The sequence below is a fragment of the Oceanobacillus sp. AG genome (genome assembly GCF_009746545.1).
In the GTDB taxonomy this organism is placed as follows: Bacteria; Bacillota; Bacilli; order Bacillales; family Amphibacillaceae; genus Oceanobacillus; species Oceanobacillus indicireducens.
In genome coordinates this window covers 106,274-125,234 of sequence record NZ_WOWT01000008.1, presented here as the reverse complement: position 1 = coordinate 125,234, position 18,961 = coordinate 106,274, and the positions used below count along the sequence as shown (strand labels likewise).

General features: G+C 40.5%; 16 protein-coding genes. 12 read left to right on the top strand and 4 right to left on the bottom strand.

The genetic code is table 11. The features are described from left to right. Positions 1-181 precede the first annotated feature (181 nt). Entirely contained in the window at positions 182-766 is a 585-nt protein-coding gene (locus tag GN217_RS05485) for a TetR/AcrR family transcriptional regulator (RefSeq protein WP_156855648.1), read from the bottom strand. A gap of 234 nt (positions 767-1,000) precedes the next feature. On the opposite strand from GN217_RS05485, the gene GN217_RS05480 reads away from it, so the two are divergent. Continuing rightward, positions 1,001-2,983 (top strand): efflux RND transporter permease subunit, encoded by a 1,983-nt coding sequence (locus tag GN217_RS05480; protein WP_156855647.1) that lies wholly within the window; start codon positions 1,001-1,003, stop codon positions 2,981-2,983. Positions 2,984-2,994: 11 nt separating this feature from the next. Next, positions 2,995-4,806 (top strand): YhgE/Pip domain-containing protein, encoded by a 1,812-nt coding sequence (locus GN217_RS05475; RefSeq protein WP_156855646.1) that lies wholly within the window; start codon positions 2,995-2,997, stop codon positions 4,804-4,806. A gap of 347 nt (positions 4,807-5,153) precedes the next feature. Here the strand turns inward: GN217_RS05475 and GN217_RS05470 are convergent, their stop codons facing one another. Continuing rightward, positions 5,154-6,356 (bottom strand): M20 family metallopeptidase, encoded by a 1,203-nt coding sequence (locus GN217_RS05470; protein WP_156855645.1) that lies wholly within the window; start codon positions 6,354-6,356, stop codon positions 5,154-5,156. Positions 6,357-6,931: 575 nt separating this feature from the next. Here GN217_RS05470 and GN217_RS05465 point away from each other — a divergent pair. Beyond that, positions 6,932-7,480, top strand: a complete 549-nt coding sequence (locus tag GN217_RS05465) for an NADPH-dependent FMN reductase (RefSeq protein ID WP_156855644.1) — start codon at positions 6,932-6,934, stop codon at positions 7,478-7,480. An 85-nt stretch (positions 7,481-7,565) separates the two neighbouring features. On the opposite strand, the gene GN217_RS05460 is transcribed toward GN217_RS05465, so the two are convergent. Continuing rightward, complete coding sequence (locus GN217_RS05460; RefSeq protein ID WP_156855643.1) at positions 7,566-9,626, bottom strand: catalase; 2,061 nt, start codon at positions 9,624-9,626, stop codon at positions 7,566-7,568. Between the two features lie 737 nt (positions 9,627-10,363). Between GN217_RS05460 and GN217_RS05455 the strand changes: the two genes are divergently transcribed. From GN217_RS05455 to copZ (GN217_RS05415), 9 genes are all read left to right on the top strand, one after another. Further along, the gene (locus GN217_RS05455) at positions 10,364-10,774 is read left to right on the top strand and encodes a YbaN family protein (RefSeq protein ID WP_232334340.1); all 411 of its coding nucleotides are present in this window, start codon (positions 10,364-10,366) and stop codon (positions 10,772-10,774) included. A gap of 91 nt (positions 10,775-10,865) precedes the next feature. Beyond that, on the top strand, positions 10,866-12,047 hold the full coding sequence (locus GN217_RS05450; RefSeq protein ID WP_156855642.1) for an acetyl-CoA C-acetyltransferase: 1,182 nt from the start codon (positions 10,866-10,868) through the stop codon (positions 12,045-12,047). Continuing rightward, positions 12,004-12,894: a metallophosphoesterase gene (locus tag GN217_RS05445; RefSeq protein ID WP_232334339.1), complete on the top strand. Its 891-nt coding sequence runs from the start codon at positions 12,004-12,006 to the stop codon at positions 12,892-12,894. Before GN217_RS05450 ends, GN217_RS05445 begins: the two co-directional genes overlap by 44 nt. 241 nt (positions 12,895-13,135) lie before the next feature. Continuing rightward, positions 13,136-13,342: a copper chaperone CopZ gene (gene copZ / locus GN217_RS05440; RefSeq protein ID WP_156855641.1), complete on the top strand. Its 207-nt coding sequence runs from the start codon at positions 13,136-13,138 to the stop codon at positions 13,340-13,342. A 267-nt stretch (positions 13,343-13,609) separates the two neighbouring features. Beyond that, positions 13,610-13,888 carry a glutaredoxin family protein gene (locus tag GN217_RS05435; protein WP_156855640.1) on the top strand — a complete coding sequence of 93 codons (279 nt, stop codon included), beginning with the start codon at positions 13,610-13,612 and terminating at the stop codon, positions 13,886-13,888. 109 nt (positions 13,889-13,997) lie between these two features. Then, positions 13,998-14,621, top strand: a complete 624-nt coding sequence (locus tag GN217_RS05430) for a DUF1541 domain-containing protein (RefSeq protein ID WP_156855639.1) — start codon at positions 13,998-14,000, stop codon at positions 14,619-14,621. 446 nt (positions 14,622-15,067) lie between these two features. Beyond that, positions 15,068-15,370: a metal-sensing transcriptional repressor gene (locus tag GN217_RS05425; RefSeq protein WP_156855638.1), complete on the top strand. Its 303-nt coding sequence runs from the start codon at positions 15,068-15,070 to the stop codon at positions 15,368-15,370. A 14-nt stretch (positions 15,371-15,384) separates the two neighbouring features. Next, positions 15,385-17,769, top strand: a complete 2,385-nt coding sequence (locus tag GN217_RS05420) for a heavy metal translocating P-type ATPase (RefSeq protein ID WP_156855678.1) — start codon at positions 15,385-15,387, stop codon at positions 17,767-17,769. A gap of 31 nt (positions 17,770-17,800) precedes the next feature. Beyond that, positions 17,801-18,007 carry a copper chaperone CopZ gene (gene copZ, locus GN217_RS05415; protein ID WP_156855637.1) on the top strand — a complete coding sequence of 69 codons (207 nt, stop codon included), beginning with the start codon at positions 17,801-17,803 and terminating at the stop codon, positions 18,005-18,007. 307 nt (positions 18,008-18,314) lie between these two features. On the opposite strand, the gene GN217_RS05410 is transcribed toward copZ (GN217_RS05415), so the two are convergent. Beyond that, positions 18,315-18,773 (bottom strand): flavodoxin domain-containing protein, encoded by a 459-nt coding sequence (locus tag GN217_RS05410; RefSeq protein ID WP_156855636.1) that lies wholly within the window; start codon positions 18,771-18,773, stop codon positions 18,315-18,317. Between the last annotated feature and the right edge of the window lie 188 nt (positions 18,774-18,961).

Here is an 18,961-nt window from a genome sequence, read left to right as displayed (position 1 = left end):
CCAAATTCAAAACTCAATGAAGATGCGCTGGAAAAGTATCGTCGTATAATTACAACAACTATATTATAACACTTTTTAGGGAAAGACACAAGTTATCTATTGACATTGATGTTTTACCTGTTGTATAATGAAAATTTTTCTGTATTAATATTTCAGCTGTCCCTACTGAAAAAGCTTTGAATCAAGGGAACATTTCCCAATCAGTCCCATAGATTCCATGGTTAATTAAATTATTAATGAGCTTTGCCATTTTATGCGGTGGCTCCTCCATTCCGCCGAGCAACCACATCTTCAGTACATACACACTTCCGCTAATGATGAATGCAGTCAGATAAGAAGAGAGCTGTTGATCGGTTTGTTCAGATATGATCCATTCACTCCGAATAGAAGCTTGTGCAACTTCTCTTACTTTCCGTTCAAAAGACGTCTCATCACTAACATTTAACAGGATAATCAACTCTTCCTGCTTGGCGGCGAAATAGCTAATCAATTTCTCCGTCATCTTTAGTGCGTCTTCCTTTTCCTGTAAGTTGTACGTGTTCATATATTGCTGCATATCCATGACGATTTCGTCTTCAATTGTTTCAAGAAGCTCGAATTGATCACGGTAGTGGGCATAGAAGGTTGAACGGTTAATATCAGCTCGCTCGCATATTTCTTTGACTGTAACCTGGGAAAAGGATTTCTGCTTTAACAGCTGGAGAAGACTGTCCTTTAAAACCATCCGTGTATATTTCTTTCTTCGGTCAAGTTTTTCAGATGTCATCTTCTTGTCCCCTTTATTTTAGAATTATCCAACACTTTCTTAAAGGAAGTTGGATATTGGACGAATTTTATCAAACTGTTTGTTGATAAACCAACACTGTGTTTTATATAATGTTAGCGTGATAGATTATAAAAGTAAAGGTAAGCAGATAGAAAAGGGTGAGATACGATAAAGATTGCAGCTTGGATTATTGAAAAAAGAAAATCGATTGTTATTACGTTTGTAAGTCTTGCTATGATTAGTGTCATCCTCCAATTTTTCGTTTCCGTTAATTATAATATGGTTGATTATTTGCCAGATAATGCTCAATCAACTGAAGCAATTGAAGTGATGGAGGAAGAGTTCGAAGGAGCAATTCCCAATGCCAATGTCATGATTTATGATGTATCCATACAGGAGGCACTCGTATATAAGGAGAAACTCGAAACAATCGATGGGGTGACAGATGTTATTTGGCTTGATGACGTTATGGATATCAAGACCCCGATTGAAGTTGCTGATCAAGATGTAGTGGAAAGTTATTATCAAAATAATAATGCATTATTTTCCTTCGTTATTGCTGATGGAGAAGAGGTACGAATTACGGATGAAATTTATGAAATAATCGGTGAAGAGCATGCGCTAGCAGGTGAAGCGATGGACACGGCGACCCAGCAGAAGATGGCATTCACAGAAACGATGTACGCAACAGCGCTGCTCGTTCCGATTATCATTATTATCCTCATCCTTTCAACAACTTCATGGGTAGAGCCATTATTTTTCCTGATGGCAATTGGTATTTCAGTCCTGATTAACCTTGGAGCGAATATCTTTATCGGAGAAATATCCTTTGTAACCCAGTCGGTTGCTCCGATCCTGCAGCTTGCCGTCTCACTCGACTATGCGATCTTCCTGTTGCATAGTTTCTCCGACTACAGGGAGAAGGTTGGGGATCCGAAAGAGGCAATGCAACTTGCGATTAAGCGCTCGTTTCCGGCAATTATTGCCAGTGCATCGACGACGTTTTTTGGATTTATTGCACTAAGCTTAATGAACTTTGAAATTGGTTCTGACCTTGGGTTTAACTTGGTGAAGGGAATCGTCTTTAGCTTTATTAGTGTTATGGTCTTCCTTCCAGCGTTTACGATCATGTTTTATAAATGGATTGATAGGACACAGCATCGTCCATTTATTCCCAGCTTAAACCGGGTTGGAAAGGGTTTAATGAAGTTAAAATATCCAGTTCTAATCCTTGTGATCCTTCTTATTGTGCCAGCATTTATGGCACAGAGCCAAACGGATTTTATTTACGGAATTGGTGAACAACCAGAAGAGACAAGGGCAGGTATTGATATTGTGAAGATTGAGGATGAATTTGGAAAAAATACACAGATGGTCCTGCTTGTTCCGAGCGGTGATATCGGGAAGGAAGAGCAGCTGGCCCAAGATTTGCTTAAAAATGATGAAGTGAAAAGCATCATGAGTTATGTTACGACGGTCGGTGCTGCTATTCCACCTGAATACCTGGATGAAGACATAACAGAACAGTTTTATTCAGACAATTACAGCCGGTTTATCTTAAATACGACAACGGAGGATGAAGGGGATGAAGCATTCGCATTAGTCGAAACAGTAGAAGAGATGACGAGCGATTACTATGAGGACTTCTATATGCTCGGGGAGAGTGTTACGTTATATGATATTAAATCTGTCGTCACAGATGATAATACATTCGTGAATGTGATGACGATTGTAACGATTGCGCTTGCACTTATTGTAGCATTCAAGTCTCTTTCCTTCCCGATTGTCTTGTTACTGACGATTCAAGCATCGGTTTGGATTAACTTGGCTATTCCGTACTTTACGGAAACACCACTTGTTTTCGTCGGGTATCTTATCGTAAGTACTGTACAGCTTGCGGCCACGATTGATTATGCGATTTTACTGACCGAGGATTATACATTGAAACGGAAGGAAATGCCGGCATTACAGGCAATAAAACAATCGCTGAATGACAAGTTTTTTGCCATTTTGATCTCAGCATCTATTCTTTCTACTGTCGGCTTCATACTTTGGCTTACATCGACGAATCCAATTGTATCTTCCATTGGATTATTGCTCGGCAGAGGGGCATTGCTAGCATTTCTCTTAGTCATTATCTTCCTGCCGGCATTACTTGTGTTATGTGATAAGGTAATTGAAAAAACAACATGGAAAGCAAACTTTTTCAAGGAGTGATGATAAGAGCGATGAAAAAAATCTTGATTGTTTTACTCAGTATTTTCCTCGTTCTGCCGGGAACATTCCCGGTCGCGGCAGCTTCCAGCAATGAAGAGGAGGAAGCCGGTGTGGACAATGCGGGGCAGGTAGTAGGTAAAGATGAAGTGGTTTATGCAACCTTAAGTCCTGATGGGATAGGGAAAGAACTTTATATCGTGAATAGTCTGGAGGTGAGCGAAGGAGGGCAAGTTGTAGATTATGGAAAATACAGCAGTGTAAAAAACCTTACCGATTTAACTGAAATTACTCAATCTGGGGATACGGTCGAATTGACAGCATCTGAAGGCAAGTTTTTCTATCAAGGGACGCTGGAACATACGAATCTTCCATGGGAATTCCAAATTACGTATTTGCTGGACGGCGAAGAGGTAACGGCAAAGGAGCTAGCTGGTAAAGATGGGACCCTGGAAATCCTGATCGAGACGTTTGAAAATGAAGCAATCGATTCCGTTTTCTTTGATAATTATTTATTGCAAATATCCTTTACGCTGGACGGGGAGAAGACGAGTAATGTTGAAACGGAAGAAGGAGTCCTCGCCAATGCCGGTAAAGACATTCAAGTAACATACTCTGTCATGCCGGAAGAGGAAGCAGTATTATCAACGACGGCAGATGTAACGGATTTGGAACTGTCTGGCATCGATATAGCTGCCGTTCCGCAAAGCATGTCAATAGATGCTCCAGATGCAGATGAGTTTACGGATGAAATCGGCACACTCGCTGATGCGCTTCAAGAGATTGACCGTGGCGTGCTCGGATTAAAAAGTGGAACAGAAGAGCTTCATGACGGTACAACAGCACTGCAGAACGGTTCTAGTGAATATCAAAATGGGATTCATGCATTAAATAACGGTTCTAGTGAATTAATAAGTGGCTCGAATGAAATCCAGGGGGCACTGGACGCAATTGACCAATCTTTAAGTGAATTTGAGGGAATGGACGGCAGTGATTTTAATGAGATTACAATTGCTTTAGAAGAGTTTGCTAAGGCTCTAAGGGAGATTAAGGAAGGGCTTATCAGCTTGAAAAATGGTTTCAGTGGAGCGTATGAAGCCCTCGATCAAGCGATAGAGGCAATTCCCGCCCATGAGATTACCGAAGAAGAAATTATTGCGTTAAAACAAAGTGATGCGAATCAGGAAACAGTAGATAAATTGCTTGAAGTGTATACTGCCTCGCTGACAGTAAAAGGAACATATGCCGAAGTAAAAGAAGCCTTTACCTCTGTAACAAGCACATTGGAAACAATTACTGCTTCCCTGGAAACGATGGCAACCTCTATAGAAGATATGATGGACGGATTCCGTGACTTTCTTGATAAAATGGATCCGACAGGTGGATTAAAAGAATTACAAGCAGGCATCTCGACGTTATCTGCTAATTACCAAGCATTCCATTCTGGTCTTGTTGCGTATACAGAAGGTGTTGGGGAACTTGCTTCGGGCTATGCAGAAATCAATCAGGGGATTGGTGAATTAAATAACGGTACTAGTGAACTGGCAAACGGTGTTTCTGAACTTCGTAATGGGACAGCTGAACTTGCAGAAGCGACAAAGGATATGCCGGAACAGGTAACAAAAGAAATTGATGAAATGCTTGCACAATATGATAAATCTGATTTTGAACCAGTTTCATTTGTTTCCGAGAAGAATGAGGAAGTGAATTCAGTTCAATTTGTTTTAAAAACGGAACCGATTGAGAAAGTAGAAAAAGATAAGGAAGAAGAAGCAGAGACTGAAAAGAAATCACTTTGGGAACGGTTTTTGGATTTATTCAGATAAAAAAGATGCACCTCAATATGGGTGCATCTTTTTGTTATCATGCATTAACGGTCTGTAATACCCCTCACATCTAAACATGGGGGAAGCCCAAGATGTGAAGGTGGGGGATATACAGTCCGTAAAACCCTGATTCTGTTCAACTAACATTCAATGGGGGAGATAAGGAAACCCCCACTGAATGAAGTTTCACTTTATCACGCATTAACGGTCTGTAATACCCCCCTCTAAACATGAGGGAAGCCCAAGATGTGAAGGAGGGATATACAGTCCGTAAAACCCTGATTCTGTTCAACTAACATTTAGTGGGGGAGGTAAGGATTCCCCACTGAATGAAGTTTCACTTTATGTTACGCGTTTTTCTCTGCAATAGATTTCTTGTGTTCATTCTTAATTTGTTCGAGCAAGGTCTGATTCGAGAGCAGGCGGTAGCCGGTTGTTGCTAATGCCTTGGCACCGGTAAGGAGCGCGTGGTCTCCCAGCTTGGATTTAGCGGCTTCTCGGAATTCAACCGTGTGGGCAACGAGATCATCAGGCCCAATTTTTATATAGCAGTGGGCAGTGGGAACCTCATGACTAATGTTACCGGCGTCTGTCGAGATTTTTCCTTCAGATTCCTGAATGACAACTTCCTCTCCCACTGCTGTTAATTCTTCTCCAAGCACTTTATCGAGCAGGGGAGTAATGACAAAGTCTTTTACTTCATTCTGGAACCGTTCAATTTCTACTTTTGCACCAGTGGCAAGGGCTGCTCCTTCAGCAATCGCACGGACTTTAATTGCGACCTCTTCTGTTTTCTTCCACGATTCAGCCCGGATAAAAAAGCGAGCAGCTGCATATTCAGGGATGATATTTGGAGCGTCGCCGCCATCTGTTATGATTCCATGAATTCGCACGTCTTGCGGGAGTTGCTGTCTTAATGCACTGATACCGTTGAACAATTGGATAACCGCATCGAGTGCATTAATTCCTTTCTCTGGGGAAGTAGCCGCATGGGCCGGTTTCCCGTAGAACTTAAAATCAAGAGGTTCTACAGCGAGTGTATCTTGGGAATGCGTCGTTTTACCTCCTGGATGGAGCATAAGTGCAGCATCAATATCTTTCAAGTAGCCATGCTTTACAAAGCTGCCTTTTGCGCTGCCATTCGGTCCACCTTCTTCGGCGGGTGTACCAAGCACAATTACGCGTCCGCCTGTATCCGCTATCACTTTAGAAAGCGCAATAGCAGCTGCAATACTTGATGTTCCGATAATGTTATGGCCGCATGCATGACCAATCCCTGGGAGGGCATCATATTCTGCGAGAAATGCAACAGAAGGACCAGGTTTTCCGCTATCTTTTACCGCGTAGAAAGAAGTTTCATGGCCTGCAACAGCTTTATCAACTGTGAATCCTTCATTAATTAAGTTTTTAATATGTAAATCACTAGCGAAAAATTCCTCATTCCCAATTTCCGGATTTTCATGGATGGAATGACTCGTTTGTATATAATGTTCTTTATTATTTTCAATCGATTGTATTAATACGTCTTTCACAGCTTGCGTTATCGCCACCAAAAACTCCTCCTTTTGAATTTAATAAACCAACTAACGCGTCTATTGTTTCCGAATCACTTTCATTCAGCGTAAGCATTCTTGCTCGTTCCTTGGGCTAGATCTCTAATCGCCGGACAACTGAACTGGTGGAGATGATTATTTTGAATGGAAGTTATTCCATCGTAATGAAAATTGCATTTCCTGAATAATAAATAGGGCTCCGATTCGACTTTCCCTCGGAGCAGTCCAGACACCTCGAGACTCCAGCAGGAGGATAGGCATAGGTGAGACCCCACAGGGCGCCAGCACGAGGAGGCTCACCAGCCGCCTGCGGAAAGCGAGAGGTGTCTGGACTGCGGACCTTCAGAAGTAAGTTGCACATACTTACGCTAAATGAAAGTGATCACTTTGATATATACAGTATAAGTGATAATGAATGCCTTGTGAAATCAAATAGGCTTATAGATCAATATAGGAGCATAAAAATGGCGAGATTGCGCAAAATAGAAGGAAAGGGCAATTCTATTGACAGGTTATTTTTGATAACTTACTATTGAGTTGTAATTAAATTTAAACAGAATAGGATGATTTAGATGACTAAAGTAGGTATAGTAGTAGGAAGTATCCGTAATAATTCATTCTCCGAGCAGCTTGCGAAAAATATTGTCGAGTTGTTCCCGGCAGGCTATGAAGCAGAGTTCGTCGAAATTGCAGATCTGCCACTTTATAACCAAGATTCTGATGAAAATATCCCGGAAGTGTATACTAATTTCCGTAATACGATAAAAGGTCTAGATGCAGTTATATTTGTAACTCCAGAACATAACCGCTCGATTCCAGCTGCACTGAAGAACGCGTTAGACGTTGGGTCCCGCCCTTATGGCTCGAACGTTTGGGACGGTAAACCGGCTCTTATCGTGAGTCAATCTCCAAGTAATTTGAGTGGTTTTGGTGCGAATCACCATCTTCGTCAAGTGCTTGCATTCTTAAATATGCCAGTCGTTCAACAGCCGGAAGTGTATATTGCAAATGTCCACGAATTACTTGGTGAAGATGGTAAAGTCACCAATCAGGATACAATTGGATTCCTGCAATCGGTAGTAGACGCTTATGTTAGCTTTATAAAGCGCCACGAATCATAAGAATGACTCTAATTTTATAAAAACTTCATCCCATTAAAAAAAGGAAATGGTATAGTAATCATTTCCTTTTTTTCTATATATAGAATTACTTTCTATTCCAGAATCGCATCTGGGCAATTGCTGATACAAAGTCTTCACCGAAGTTGGCATTATTTGCGGCAAATACGACACCTGCTAAATTATTCCCTGCTGAGGACTGAATAAAGCTCTCTCCAGTGGTTGCAACACCAATTGGTTTATAGTGCCGATATGCTACATGGACAAACTCTGTCACATCAGCATTGAATTTCCTTTGATTGTTGGCACTACCTCCAACGACATATAGTGAGTCAACAAGATAAGGACTTGAGGTAAGAAATGTTTCATCTACTTTGAGCTCTGAGCCATCAGTTCCGGTAACGGTACCAAGTGTTTCGCTGATAATGACAACAAAGACGCCATACCGCTCGAGCGTGTTCAGCACATTGTTTACTTCATTACTATTGAAGCCATCACCGATCAGTACACCTACTTTTTGCGTGTATGCGTATTTGGGAGTGTTTGCCTGGCTCAGGGAAGGGTAGCTGGTAGAAACAGGAACATTGGTGCCGCTAGGACGATTTACTCCAATATTATCTGCAATAATATTAGCTAATTCCTTATCCACGTTAACGAGAATGTCAACAACTTGCTGTCTGACAAAATCCCTTTTTACACTGCCTACCTGATAGCTAAGACCATCAATTGTATGTTGTTTTTCAACGGGAGTTAGACTATTCCAGAAAATTCTCGGTTGCGAATAGTAATCATTGAATGATTCACTTCGCTTTCGGATGACATGCCCTTCGACTTTTGTTGGATAATGCGCATACCCGCCTTCCTCAGGGGGAGTTGTATATGGGGTATTATTTGCTATTGAGTTTTTATGATAGTTTACTTGATCGACATCGATACGATATCTCATATGCCCTTGTCGCTGGTTATTATGGAAAGGACAGATCGGTCGGTTAATCGGCAGGTCTTGGAAGTTAGCTGAGCCTAGACGGTGGTATTGGGCGGTTTGATAAGCAATTAACCTACCTTGTAAGACAGGGTCATTCGAGAAATCAATCCCAGGAACAACGTTTGCCGGGTTAAAGGCTGCTTGTTCTGATTCTGCAAATTCATTGTCCACATTTTTATTTAATGTCATTTTGCCAATGAGCTCAACAGGTATGAGTTCCTCTGGCCAAAATTTTGAAGGATCAAGGATGTCAAAGTCGTATTTAAATTCATCTTCCAGTGGAATAAGTTGAACGCCTAATTCATATTCGGGAAATGCACCACGATCAATCGCTTCCCTGAGATCACGACGATGGAAATCTGGATCGAGTCCACCGATTTTCAACGCCTCATCCTGCAGTAAAGAATGCACCCCAAGAACCGGTTTCCAGACAAATCTGACGAATGTTGCTGTCCCTTGTTCGTTAACGAGGAGGTACGTATTAATGGACCAAGATTCCATCATACGATAGCTCCTTAAAATGCCGCGGTCAGACATAATCCAGAGCACCATATGCAGCGATTCTGGGTTATTGGCTACATAATCCCAGAAATTATCATGTGCTCCGGAAGCTGTAGGGAAATCCGTACGTGGCTCGGCTTTATATGCATGGATTACATCGGGAAATTTCATTGGATCTTGGTTGATTAATACAGGCATAGCAATTGTGGTCAGATCATAATTTCCCTCTTCTGTATAAAATTTCGTCCCCCAACAACGTAAATCTCTTGCGGTATCATAAGAATCTTTGCCACCTTGTACAGTGGAGAAGCGGACGAATACAGAAGTCTTCTTCCCGGCTTCCTGCAAGAACCCGGCCTTTGTAAACTGCTTCATCGATTGATAACATTCAAACTCCCCGTGTGCCCCGTAGCCTCTTGCGTGAACGACTCGTTCCGGTATCCTTTCTTTAACAAAATGTGTCATCTTTTCAAAGTAGTGAAAATCCTCTAATAATCCAGGGCCCCGCTCTCCTGCTGTTAATATTTCCTCATCATTGGATATCTTTAATGATTGATTGGTTGTCAATGGTTTTCCGGTGTTTTTTACACGGAATTTATCCAATTGTTCATTTTTTTTATTTTGGTTATGGGAGCCTTGATTTCTTGATGGCTTATCATCCATTTATAAGCACCTGCCTTATTTTCTAAATTTCAATCCCATTTATATATCTATGCCTCGATCTTATTTCTAGAACTTAACTATCGAACCTGATTACTTTCATACAGCGTAAGTGCAACTTTCTTCTGGAGGTCCGCAGTCCAGACACCTCTCGCTTTCCGCGGGCGGCTGGTAAGCCTCCTCACAGGCAAGCCTGCTGCGGGGTCTCACCAAGCCTATCCTCCCGCAGGAGTCTCGAGGTGTCTGGACTGCTCCCAGGAAAAGCCGGATTTAGAACTCTAATCTATATTCCAGCAGTCAATATTCATAGGGGTTGAATAAGTTCCATTTAGAAAAATCGTCCTCACTAGTTCAGTTGCCCCGGAGGACGGTGACTCCTACGGGAAAAGCACGTGTCCAGACCTGAGCAGGAAGTGCTTTTCTTCCGAGACAGACTAAGAACGCTCTCGTATGTGGCAACGTCTGCATTAGCGCGTCCTGTGCGTCGAGGCTTCGGCTGTGCCTTAGGATGCGCATCCGTCCACCGGGCAACTGAACGGCGATTAGAGAGCTAGTCTGGAGAACGCGCAAAATACTTACGCTGTATGAAAGTGATTTGCTGTTTGGTTGGGGCAGGGCGGTGAATGACTGTTTTTTAACTAGGTTGTATTTTTCATAGATGAACAATAACTTTCATAAACATTTCATAAAGAAGGATGAATTCTATGGTAAAATAGGAGGAGATGTTATTTTGAAATAAGGTGATAGCTATCAGTAACTTAAGACGATGGGTTTATATTATATTAGGACTCATTTCTTTCGGGATTGGAGTGGCTGGGGCAATCTTACCAGTATTGCCAGGAGGACCTTTCTTCCTATTTGCTTCATATTGTTTTACAAAGAGCTCGGAACGTTTGGACCGATGGTTTAAGAGCACATCTTTCTATAAACAATATGTAGACCGCTACTTCATTAAAAGATACATGACGAGATGGGAAAAAATTCGGATCAATCTTATTGCCGATTTTTTCATTATCCTCTCCGTAGTGATGATTGATATTCTTTTTATTCGGATCATCATGATTACACTAGGACTCGTCAAGCATTACTACTTCATTTATCATATTAAAACAATAAAACCGGAAGAAATAGCGTTCGTTATGGATAAATAGAAACAAGCGGGAAAATCAGTGGTATGCTGACGATCCTGCTTGTTTTTATTTGGCATCCGTAGTACAAAGAAAGAAGAGGGGGGGAAAAATCATGAAGAAAGTTTATTTAATTGATGGAGCAAGAACAGCTTTTACAGCATTTGGTGGTTCTTTCGCTGGTGTAACAGCAACAGAGCTTGGAACCGTAACAGCGATAGAAGCGCTAAAGCGATCGAATGTTGCACCAGATCATGTTGACCATGTGATCTATGGGAATGTTATTCATTCCGAGACGAATGCAGCATACATCGCAAGACATATTGGGCTGGAAGCAGGAGTACCAAAGGAAGTCCCAGCCTATATTCTGAACCGACTCTGTGGTTCCGGGCTGCAATCCATTGTTTCCGGTGTACAGGAAATATTACTGAACGATGCAGAAATCGTCCTTGCTGGTGGGGTAGAAAATATGTCCCAAGCACCCTATTCGAATTTCGAAAAAAGGTTTGGCGGTGGGAAACTTGGTGAACTAAAATTCCATGATATGCTTCTATCCACATTATTTGATGAATATACTGGATTTGGTATGGGTGTAACGGCAGAAAATCTTGCTAAAGCATATCATATTTCCCGAACAGAACAGGATGAATACGCAGTTCTTTCCCACGAACGGGCAAGAAAGGCGAGGGAGTCCGGCCGTTTCAGTGAAGAAATTGTCGCTGTAGACGTCAAATTAAGGAAGAAAAATGAATCCATTATCGAGGATGAACATATTAAACCGGATACGACAGTAGAGAAAATCAGTGGATTACGTCCATCATTTAAGAAAGATGGTACCGTAACTGCTGCCAATGCTTCTGGGATTAATGACGGAGCAGCAAGTGTTGTCATTGCGTCGGAACAAGCGGTAAACGAGCATGGATTACAGCCGCTTGCTGAAATCGTTTCTTGGGCTGTGTCAGGGGTCGATCCATCGGTTATGGGTATCGGACCGGTTCCGGCGATTAAGAAAGCATTAGAGAAAGCAAGATTGCCACTTGAGAAAATCGATTTAATTGAAGTGAATGAGGCTTTTGCAGCCCAATACCTTGCCGTAGAAAAGGAACTTGGACTCGACAGGGAAAAAACGAATGTTAATGGTGGAGCAATTGCTTTAGGACACCCGGTTGGAGTAAGCGGTACTCGTCTAGCATTATCGGCGGCTTATGAACTAAGAAACAGCGATAAGGAATATGCACTTGTCAGTCTTTGTATTGGAGGCGGTCAAGGAATCGCGATGGTTATTAAAAGAAGTTAAGGAATCGGGTGACATTTTGCTCAAATATGTATGGAGAATTTTTACGATTTTTGCGATCTTAATATCTTTAAAAGCATGGAAAGATACGAATCATGTAAAGGTAAATAAGGTAGCATTTAAAACGAATAAGTTCCGGGCCAATCAATCATTGCGAATTCTTCAGCTAAGCGATATGCATAATAAAAGGGCATGGAATATCCATCAACGTTTAATTCATAAAATTAATAGCTTATCACCGGATATTATTGTTTTAACAGGAGATTTAATCGACCGCAGAACAAGGAATTTCAAACAGATATTTGCTTTTCTTGATCAGCTGATTGCAATGAACAGGCCGATTTACTTTGTCACAGGGAACCATGAATGGGGAAATAGAAAAAGAAGAAAGTTTATGAAGAAATTAAGAAAACGAGACGTGACCATTTTAGGGAATGAAAATATTGAGATCGAGGTTGCGGGTATTCAGCTTACCCTCGTTGGCGTTCATGATTCATCCACACACCATGAAAATGTTGATGAAGCGTTCCGACATATAAACGAAACAAGATATACGATCCTTTTATCCCACTCTCCCTATGTAATTAAAACGTACCCAAATCTTCCCGCGGACCTCGTATTAAGCGGTCATACGCATGGTGGTCAAGTTCGCTTGCCGTTCATTGGCGCAATAATTTCGCCAGGAGGAGGAGTGTTTCCAGAACTTGATAAAGGGACTTTTGAATGGAACTCAGGTAAATATATTTATGTAGACAGTGGATTAGGTACAAGTATGATACCCGTCCGTTTTCTGAATCAAAGTCAGATTAGTCTTATCGAAATAACAGGAGTCTGGAATACAACTAGCTAAAACCGTAAATAAAAAGATTCCAAGCAATAAAAAATTTGCTTGGAATCTTTTTTGGGATTTTCTCCATCTCCCAGCACTATTTTACCATTCATAGTGTTATAGAACGATTAGAGTAAAAGGATCCAGAAACTAAGAATTCAAGACGATTATCTCGAAAGTAATGAAATGAATTTTTTACTTGACAATACATAACGGGGGTATGGTAATATAATGGCGAATAAAAAATTAGGAGGTAATGTAAATGGCAAATAAAACACTTCATGTACAAGGTATGTCTTGTGGACATTGCGTAAATTCTATTGAGGGAAGTGTAGCGGGACTGAATGGAGTAGAAACTGTAAAAGTTCATTTGCAAGATGGGAAAGTAGACGTAACCTTTGATCCAAAAAAGGTGGACTTGAAAGATATTACAGAAGTAATTGAAGAACAAGACTACGATGTTGCCTAAGAAGGGTGGCCGTGCTTCCATAGCATGATCTTCTTTTTTTAAAAAAAATATACCCTTTGCCGGTATGCAACAGCATATACAACATACCTAAAGAAATTCATTTATGTTACAGAAGCGTCAAAAACTCAGGTCCATTTTAGTTAATCGTTTTTTCCTCTGGATATGGATTAATCTCTGGAAAATAACCAACATGAAAATTCAGAAGTTTAAAAGGAGGGAAAGATAATGGATCATAGTCACAATGATCGAAAGGAGGTCAATTAACAGATGGCAAACTATCATTTGGAAATCTACACAAGACCTACTTGCTCGGATTGCCAAGACTTAAAGAAGTTCTTGAAAAAGCATCAAATTCCACACAAACAATATGATTTAGAAGAACAACCAGCTAAAGAAAAAGAGTTGAAAAAGCTAACAGGAAGCAGGATTGTTCCTGGAATTGTATTTTCTGAAACTTCCATTTTAGGCTTGAGAAGAAATACAAAAGGCATGACAGGATTTGAGCAGAATAAAGAGGAAATTAACAAGCTGTTAGAAGTTGGATAGTTTATGTAAATCAGAAAGGAGATATTGGCTGAACCGCTGATTCCCTCCTTTCTGAATTTTGGAATCTAATCGTTGTAACATTAAATTCACTCGAGTGGAGGAAAGGAAAATGAAAAATAAAAAATTATTAATTGGATTTGTTTCATTAATGTTTGCTTTTGTTTTAACGGCTTGTGCAGGAAATGATAAAACGACATCTAAAGATAATGCGGGCACAGAAAGTGAGTCAAATGAAAACAGGGATTTGAATGAAGGAGAGTCTGATTCCATGGAAGAGGGAATGGATCATTCAGAGATGGATCACTCAAGTTCAGGTGAAGTTCCGGAAGATTTAGAGGTTGCAGAAAATCCAACTTATCCGGTTGGAAGCCAAGCCGTTATGCATGCAAATCACATGAAAGGAATGGATGGTGCCACAGCAATCATTACAGGTGCATTTGAGACAACCGTTTATGCCGTTTCCTACACCACAACAACTGGTGGAGAACCTGTAGAGAACCATAAATGGGTTATTCATGAGGAAATTGAAAATGCTGGGGAAAAACCATTTGAAGTTGGCGATGAAGTAGTATTAAATGCGGATCATATGGAAGGAATGGATGGCGCCACAGCGACAATTGACTCAGCAGAACCAACAACCGTTTATATGGTGAGCTACACGGATGCGGAGACTGGTAAGGAAGTGGAAAATCATAAATGGGTAACGGAAGCAGAACTTTCACCGGTGGAATAAATTGAAACTTCATTGGGGGTATCCTTATCTCCCCCAGTGAATGTTAGTTGAACAGAATCAGGTATTTACGGACTGTTTACCCCCTTCACATATTGGGTTTCCCTCTTGTTTAGAGGTGGGGGTATTACAGACCGTTAATACGTGATAAATTAAGCGAAGGGATGTTTCTACTTGCACAGCGCGTGAAGGACCATTTCGTGATAAGTTCAGCGGCGTTCTGTGAGTAGATATATCCCTTTAAAATTATCCCCTACTTAGGGGCGGTATTTATAAGAACTTTATGTTGATGTGGATAAATAGACGTAGCGTGAAAGAAGCTCCAGTTTTTATTCTTGGAGCTTGATCTTAATATTTCCAAGGATTTTTTACAAAATAGGAGATATTTTATTGACAAATATACTATGCAGGGGTATAGTATAAATATAAAAGAAAAGGAAGTGATTCATTTGGATAAATTCTTACATGATCACCCAAGTAAACCAAGAACAAAAGATGAACAGCAAAAAGTCATTAACCGTTTAAAACGAATAGAAGGTCAAGTTCGTGGAATACAGAAAATGGTGGAAGATGATCGCTATTGTATGGATATTTTAGTACAAATAAGCGCAATTCAATCTGCCTTAAAGAATGTCGGTTTTGCTATCACCGAACGGCATATCAACCATTGTGTCAGTGATGCGATCAAACAAGGGGAAGGTAAAGAAACGATAGAGGAATTGATGGGAGTATTAAAACAGTTTTCGAAGTAAGGAGGGGATCTATGATGAGTGAAACAAATCATGCTACACTTGGGGTAACAGGAATGACTTGTGCTGCATGTTCCAACCGGATTGAAAAAACTTTAAATAAAATGGACGGTGTGGATGCCCAGGTTAATTTAACGACAGAAAAGGCAACTGTAGAATATGATCCGGATCAAACATCGATAGAAGATATTACGAAGAAAATTGAAAATGTCGGCTATGGTGTTTTAATGGAAAATGCTGAATTAGATGTGTTTGGAATGACCTGTGCAGCATGTTCGAACCGTATTGAAAAGGTATTGAATAAGCAAGAGGGAGTTAAGTACGCAACAGTTAACTTAACAACAGAAACTGCATCGATTGAATATAATCCAGGACTTACAGATGTTAAAACATTGATTGAAAAAATCAAAAATGTGGGGTATGATGCGAAGTCTAAAGCGGAGACAGCCGAAAAGCAAACACATAAAGAAAAAGAACTAAAACATCAGAAAACGAAATTAATCATTTCAGCCGTGTTAGCTGCACCACTATTAGTAACCATGTTAGTTCATTTATTTAATATGACGATACCGGATATATTCATGAATCCGTGGTTCCAATTTGCTTTAGCAACACCTATTCAATTTATCATCGGTTGGCAATTTTATGTTGGCGCATATAAGAACCTTCGTAATGGTGGAGCAAACATGGATGTGCTTGTTGCGCTAGGTACGAGTGCTGCTTATTTCTATAGTTTATACGAAGCATTCAAAACCATTGGCAACCCCGAATATATGCCGCATTTATACTTTGAAACGAGTGCTGTATTAATCACGTTAATTTTATTTGGTAAATATTTAGAAGCAAGAGCAAAAAGCCAGACAACGAATGCACTATCCTCTTTACTTAATTTACAAGCAAAAGAGGCTCGCGTGATAAGAAATGGCGAGGAAATCATGATTCCAGTGGATGAAGTTGTCGTTGGTGATCGACTAGTTGTAAAACCAGGAGAAAAGATACCTGTAGACGGGATCGTTGTAAAGGGAAGAACATCTGTAGATGAGTCGATGATTACAGGGGAGTCCATTCCAATTGAAAAAGAAATAGATGCTGGCTTAATCGGCTCAACGATAAACAAAAATGGTTCGATTGTAATGGAAGCTACAAAGGTTGGGAAAGACACTGCCTTGGCATCAATTGTTAAAGTTGTGGAAGAAGCCCAAGGATCGAAAGCACCGATTCAGCGATTGGCTGATGTCATTTCTGGTTATTTCGTACCAATCGTTGTAGGAATTGCCATTCTTACATTTATCGTATGGATATCCTTTGTCCAACCTGGTCAATTTGAATCTGCCTTAGTTGCAGCAATTGCTGTACTTGTTATTGCCTGTCCATGTGCGTTAGGTTTAGCAACACCGACTTCCATCATGGTAGGGACAGGAAGGGCAGCAGAGAGTGGCATCTTGTTTAAAGGTGGAGAACATTTAGAAAGAACACATCAGTTAAATGCCATTGTTATGGACAAAACAGGAACAATTACAAAAGGGAAACCCGAAGTAACGGACTTTACTGGTGATGAAGAAGCACTACAATTGTTGGCTAGTGCAGAAAAAGGGTCAGAACATCCACTTGCAGGAGCCATTGTGGCCTATGCAACGGAGAAGAATATTGACTTTGTAGAAGTGGATGAATTTGATGCTATACCTGGCCATGGTATTGAAGCTAAGATTTCTGGAAAACAAGTTCTCGTTGGAAACCGAAAATTAATGAATGATTATCAAATTGATATGGCAGGTAATGAAGAGGAATTAGTTGAATTTGAAACGGATGGTAAAACAGCGATGTTAATTGCGATTGATGGAGCTTATCGCGGAATTGTTGCGGTTGCTGATACCATTAAAGAAACAGCACCTCAGGCAATTAGAGAGTTAAAAGAACAAGGTTTAGAAGTTATCATGTTAACAGGGGATAACGAAAGAACAGCTCAAGCTATTGCAAAACAAGTAGGAATCGACCAAGTGATTGCCGGGGTATTACCAGAAGAAAAAGCGGATAAGGTCAAAGAAATTCAAGATGAGGGTAAAAAAGTAGCGATGGTTGGTGACGGTGTGAACGACGCACCTGCATTAGTGACTGCAGATATCGGAATTGCCATTGGAACTGGTACAGAAGTGGCGATTGAAGCGGCCGACTTGACGATTCTTGGTGGAGAATTATTACTCATACCGAAAGCCATTAGAATCAGTCATGCAACCATCCGAAATATTCGCCAAAACTTATTCTGGGCTTTTGGATACAATACAGCAGGAATCCCAGTTGCAGCGGTTGGATTACTTGCTCCGTGGATTGCTGGTGCAGCCATGGCGTTAAGTTCAGTAAGTGTTGTTTCGAACTCCCTTCGCTTAAAACGAGTGAAACTTTAAAGTTGGACTCATTTAAAGGAGGTGAAAAATAATGGAAAAAACATTAAATGTACAAGGCATGTCATGTGGTCATTGCAAAATGTCTGTTGAAGGTGCATTAAAAAAATTAGATGGCGTATCAGCAACTGAAGTTAATTTAGGAGCAGGCAAAGTAGACGTTACTTTTGACGAATCAAAAGTAAATGTGGATGCCATGAAAGAAGCCATTGAAGAACAAGGCTATGATGTGGAAGCCTAAACATAAGAAGCAACAGCTGGTTTTCTGTAAAGTGGAAAATCAGCTGTTTTTTTGTTGAAATGAAGTTTCACTTTATCCGCATTAACGGTCTGTAATCCCCCCACTTCTAAACAGGAGGGAAGCCCAAGATGTGAAGGGTCCGTAAATCCCCGATTCTGTTCAACTAACATTCAGTGGGGAGGTAAGGAATTCCCCACTGAGAAGTTTCACTTTATCAGAGGTTGTCTTTTTTGTGCATAAAAAAGTGATACTCACCATTTTCTAGCGCGTACCACTTATCTTTAATTACTGGGTTTTGTCCCAGTTCCTATTTTTCTTTTTCTGCAAGTTTGACGGCGGTTTCCGCAAATTGCTCAATCTTCTCAATTTCCTCGTTAGATGGTGTCAGATCAACTTTAAAACGTTCTGGTAAAAGCTTTGCACCAAGAAAATTAAGCTTATCGCCCATTAAATCGACAGACAAACAAAATTCATCATAGGCAGTATCTCCGGAACCGAATACAGCGAACACTGTGTTTCCAAACTCGGCTTCATCTAGTTCATCATAGAAATCTTCCGCTTCAAAGGGGACTTCGCCATCATCAGAAGAATGGGTTCCGATGAAGACGATATCATAGTCGGATAATTCATCAACATCGATTGGATCGAAGTCGAACGTTCTAATTTCTACATCATGATTTTTATATTCAAGATAGCCGGCAATTGCCTCGGCCATCATTTCTGTATTTCCAGTTGTGGAAATATAAAGTAGTAATACATTTGCCATTTTAAATTCCTCCACCTTCCACCCTCAATCTTAACGTATAGATAGAATTTGTTTCAATAAAAAGGACATTCTAGAAAAAATTTTACATCTGTTCTACAATAATAAAAGTAGGAGGAAATTAGGATTAGGTCTTTTTGGTCATATAAATCTGCTTAGAACTTTTAAGTAATGTAGAAAGCTGCCGATAT

Coding starts and splice junctions, on each gene's coding strand:
- GN217_RS05435 (WP_156855640.1), top strand. CDS start 13,610: ATGGCAAACTATCATTTGGAAATCTACACAAGACCTACTTGCTCGGAT.
- GN217_RS05410 (WP_156855636.1), bottom strand. CDS start 18,773: ATGGCAAATGTATTACTACTTTATATTTCCACAACTGGAAATACAGAA.
- copZ (WP_156855637.1), top strand. CDS start 17,801: ATGGAAAAAACATTAAATGTACAAGGCATGTCATGTGGTCATTGCAAA.
- GN217_RS05420 (WP_156855678.1), top strand. CDS start 15,385: ATGAGTGAAACAAATCATGCTACACTTGGGGTAACAGGAATGACTTGT.
- GN217_RS05465 (WP_156855644.1), top strand. CDS start 6,932: ATGACTAAAGTAGGTATAGTAGTAGGAAGTATCCGTAATAATTCATTC.
- GN217_RS05430 (WP_156855639.1), top strand. CDS start 13,998: ATGAAAAATAAAAAATTATTAATTGGATTTGTTTCATTAATGTTTGCT.
- GN217_RS05475 (WP_156855646.1), top strand. CDS start 2,995: ATGAAAAAAATCTTGATTGTTTTACTCAGTATTTTCCTCGTTCTGCCG.
- GN217_RS05450 (WP_156855642.1), top strand. CDS start 10,866: ATGAAGAAAGTTTATTTAATTGATGGAGCAAGAACAGCTTTTACAGCA.
- GN217_RS05480 (WP_156855647.1), top strand. CDS start 1,001: ATGATTAGTGTCATCCTCCAATTTTTCGTTTCCGTTAATTATAATATG.
- GN217_RS05460 (WP_156855643.1), bottom strand. CDS start 9,626: ATGGATGATAAGCCATCAAGAAATCAAGGCTCCCATAACCAAAATAAA.
- GN217_RS05485 (WP_156855648.1), bottom strand. CDS start 766: ATGACATCTGAAAAACTTGACCGAAGAAAGAAATATACACGGATGGTT.
- copZ (WP_156855641.1), top strand. CDS start 13,136: ATGGCAAATAAAACACTTCATGTACAAGGTATGTCTTGTGGACATTGC.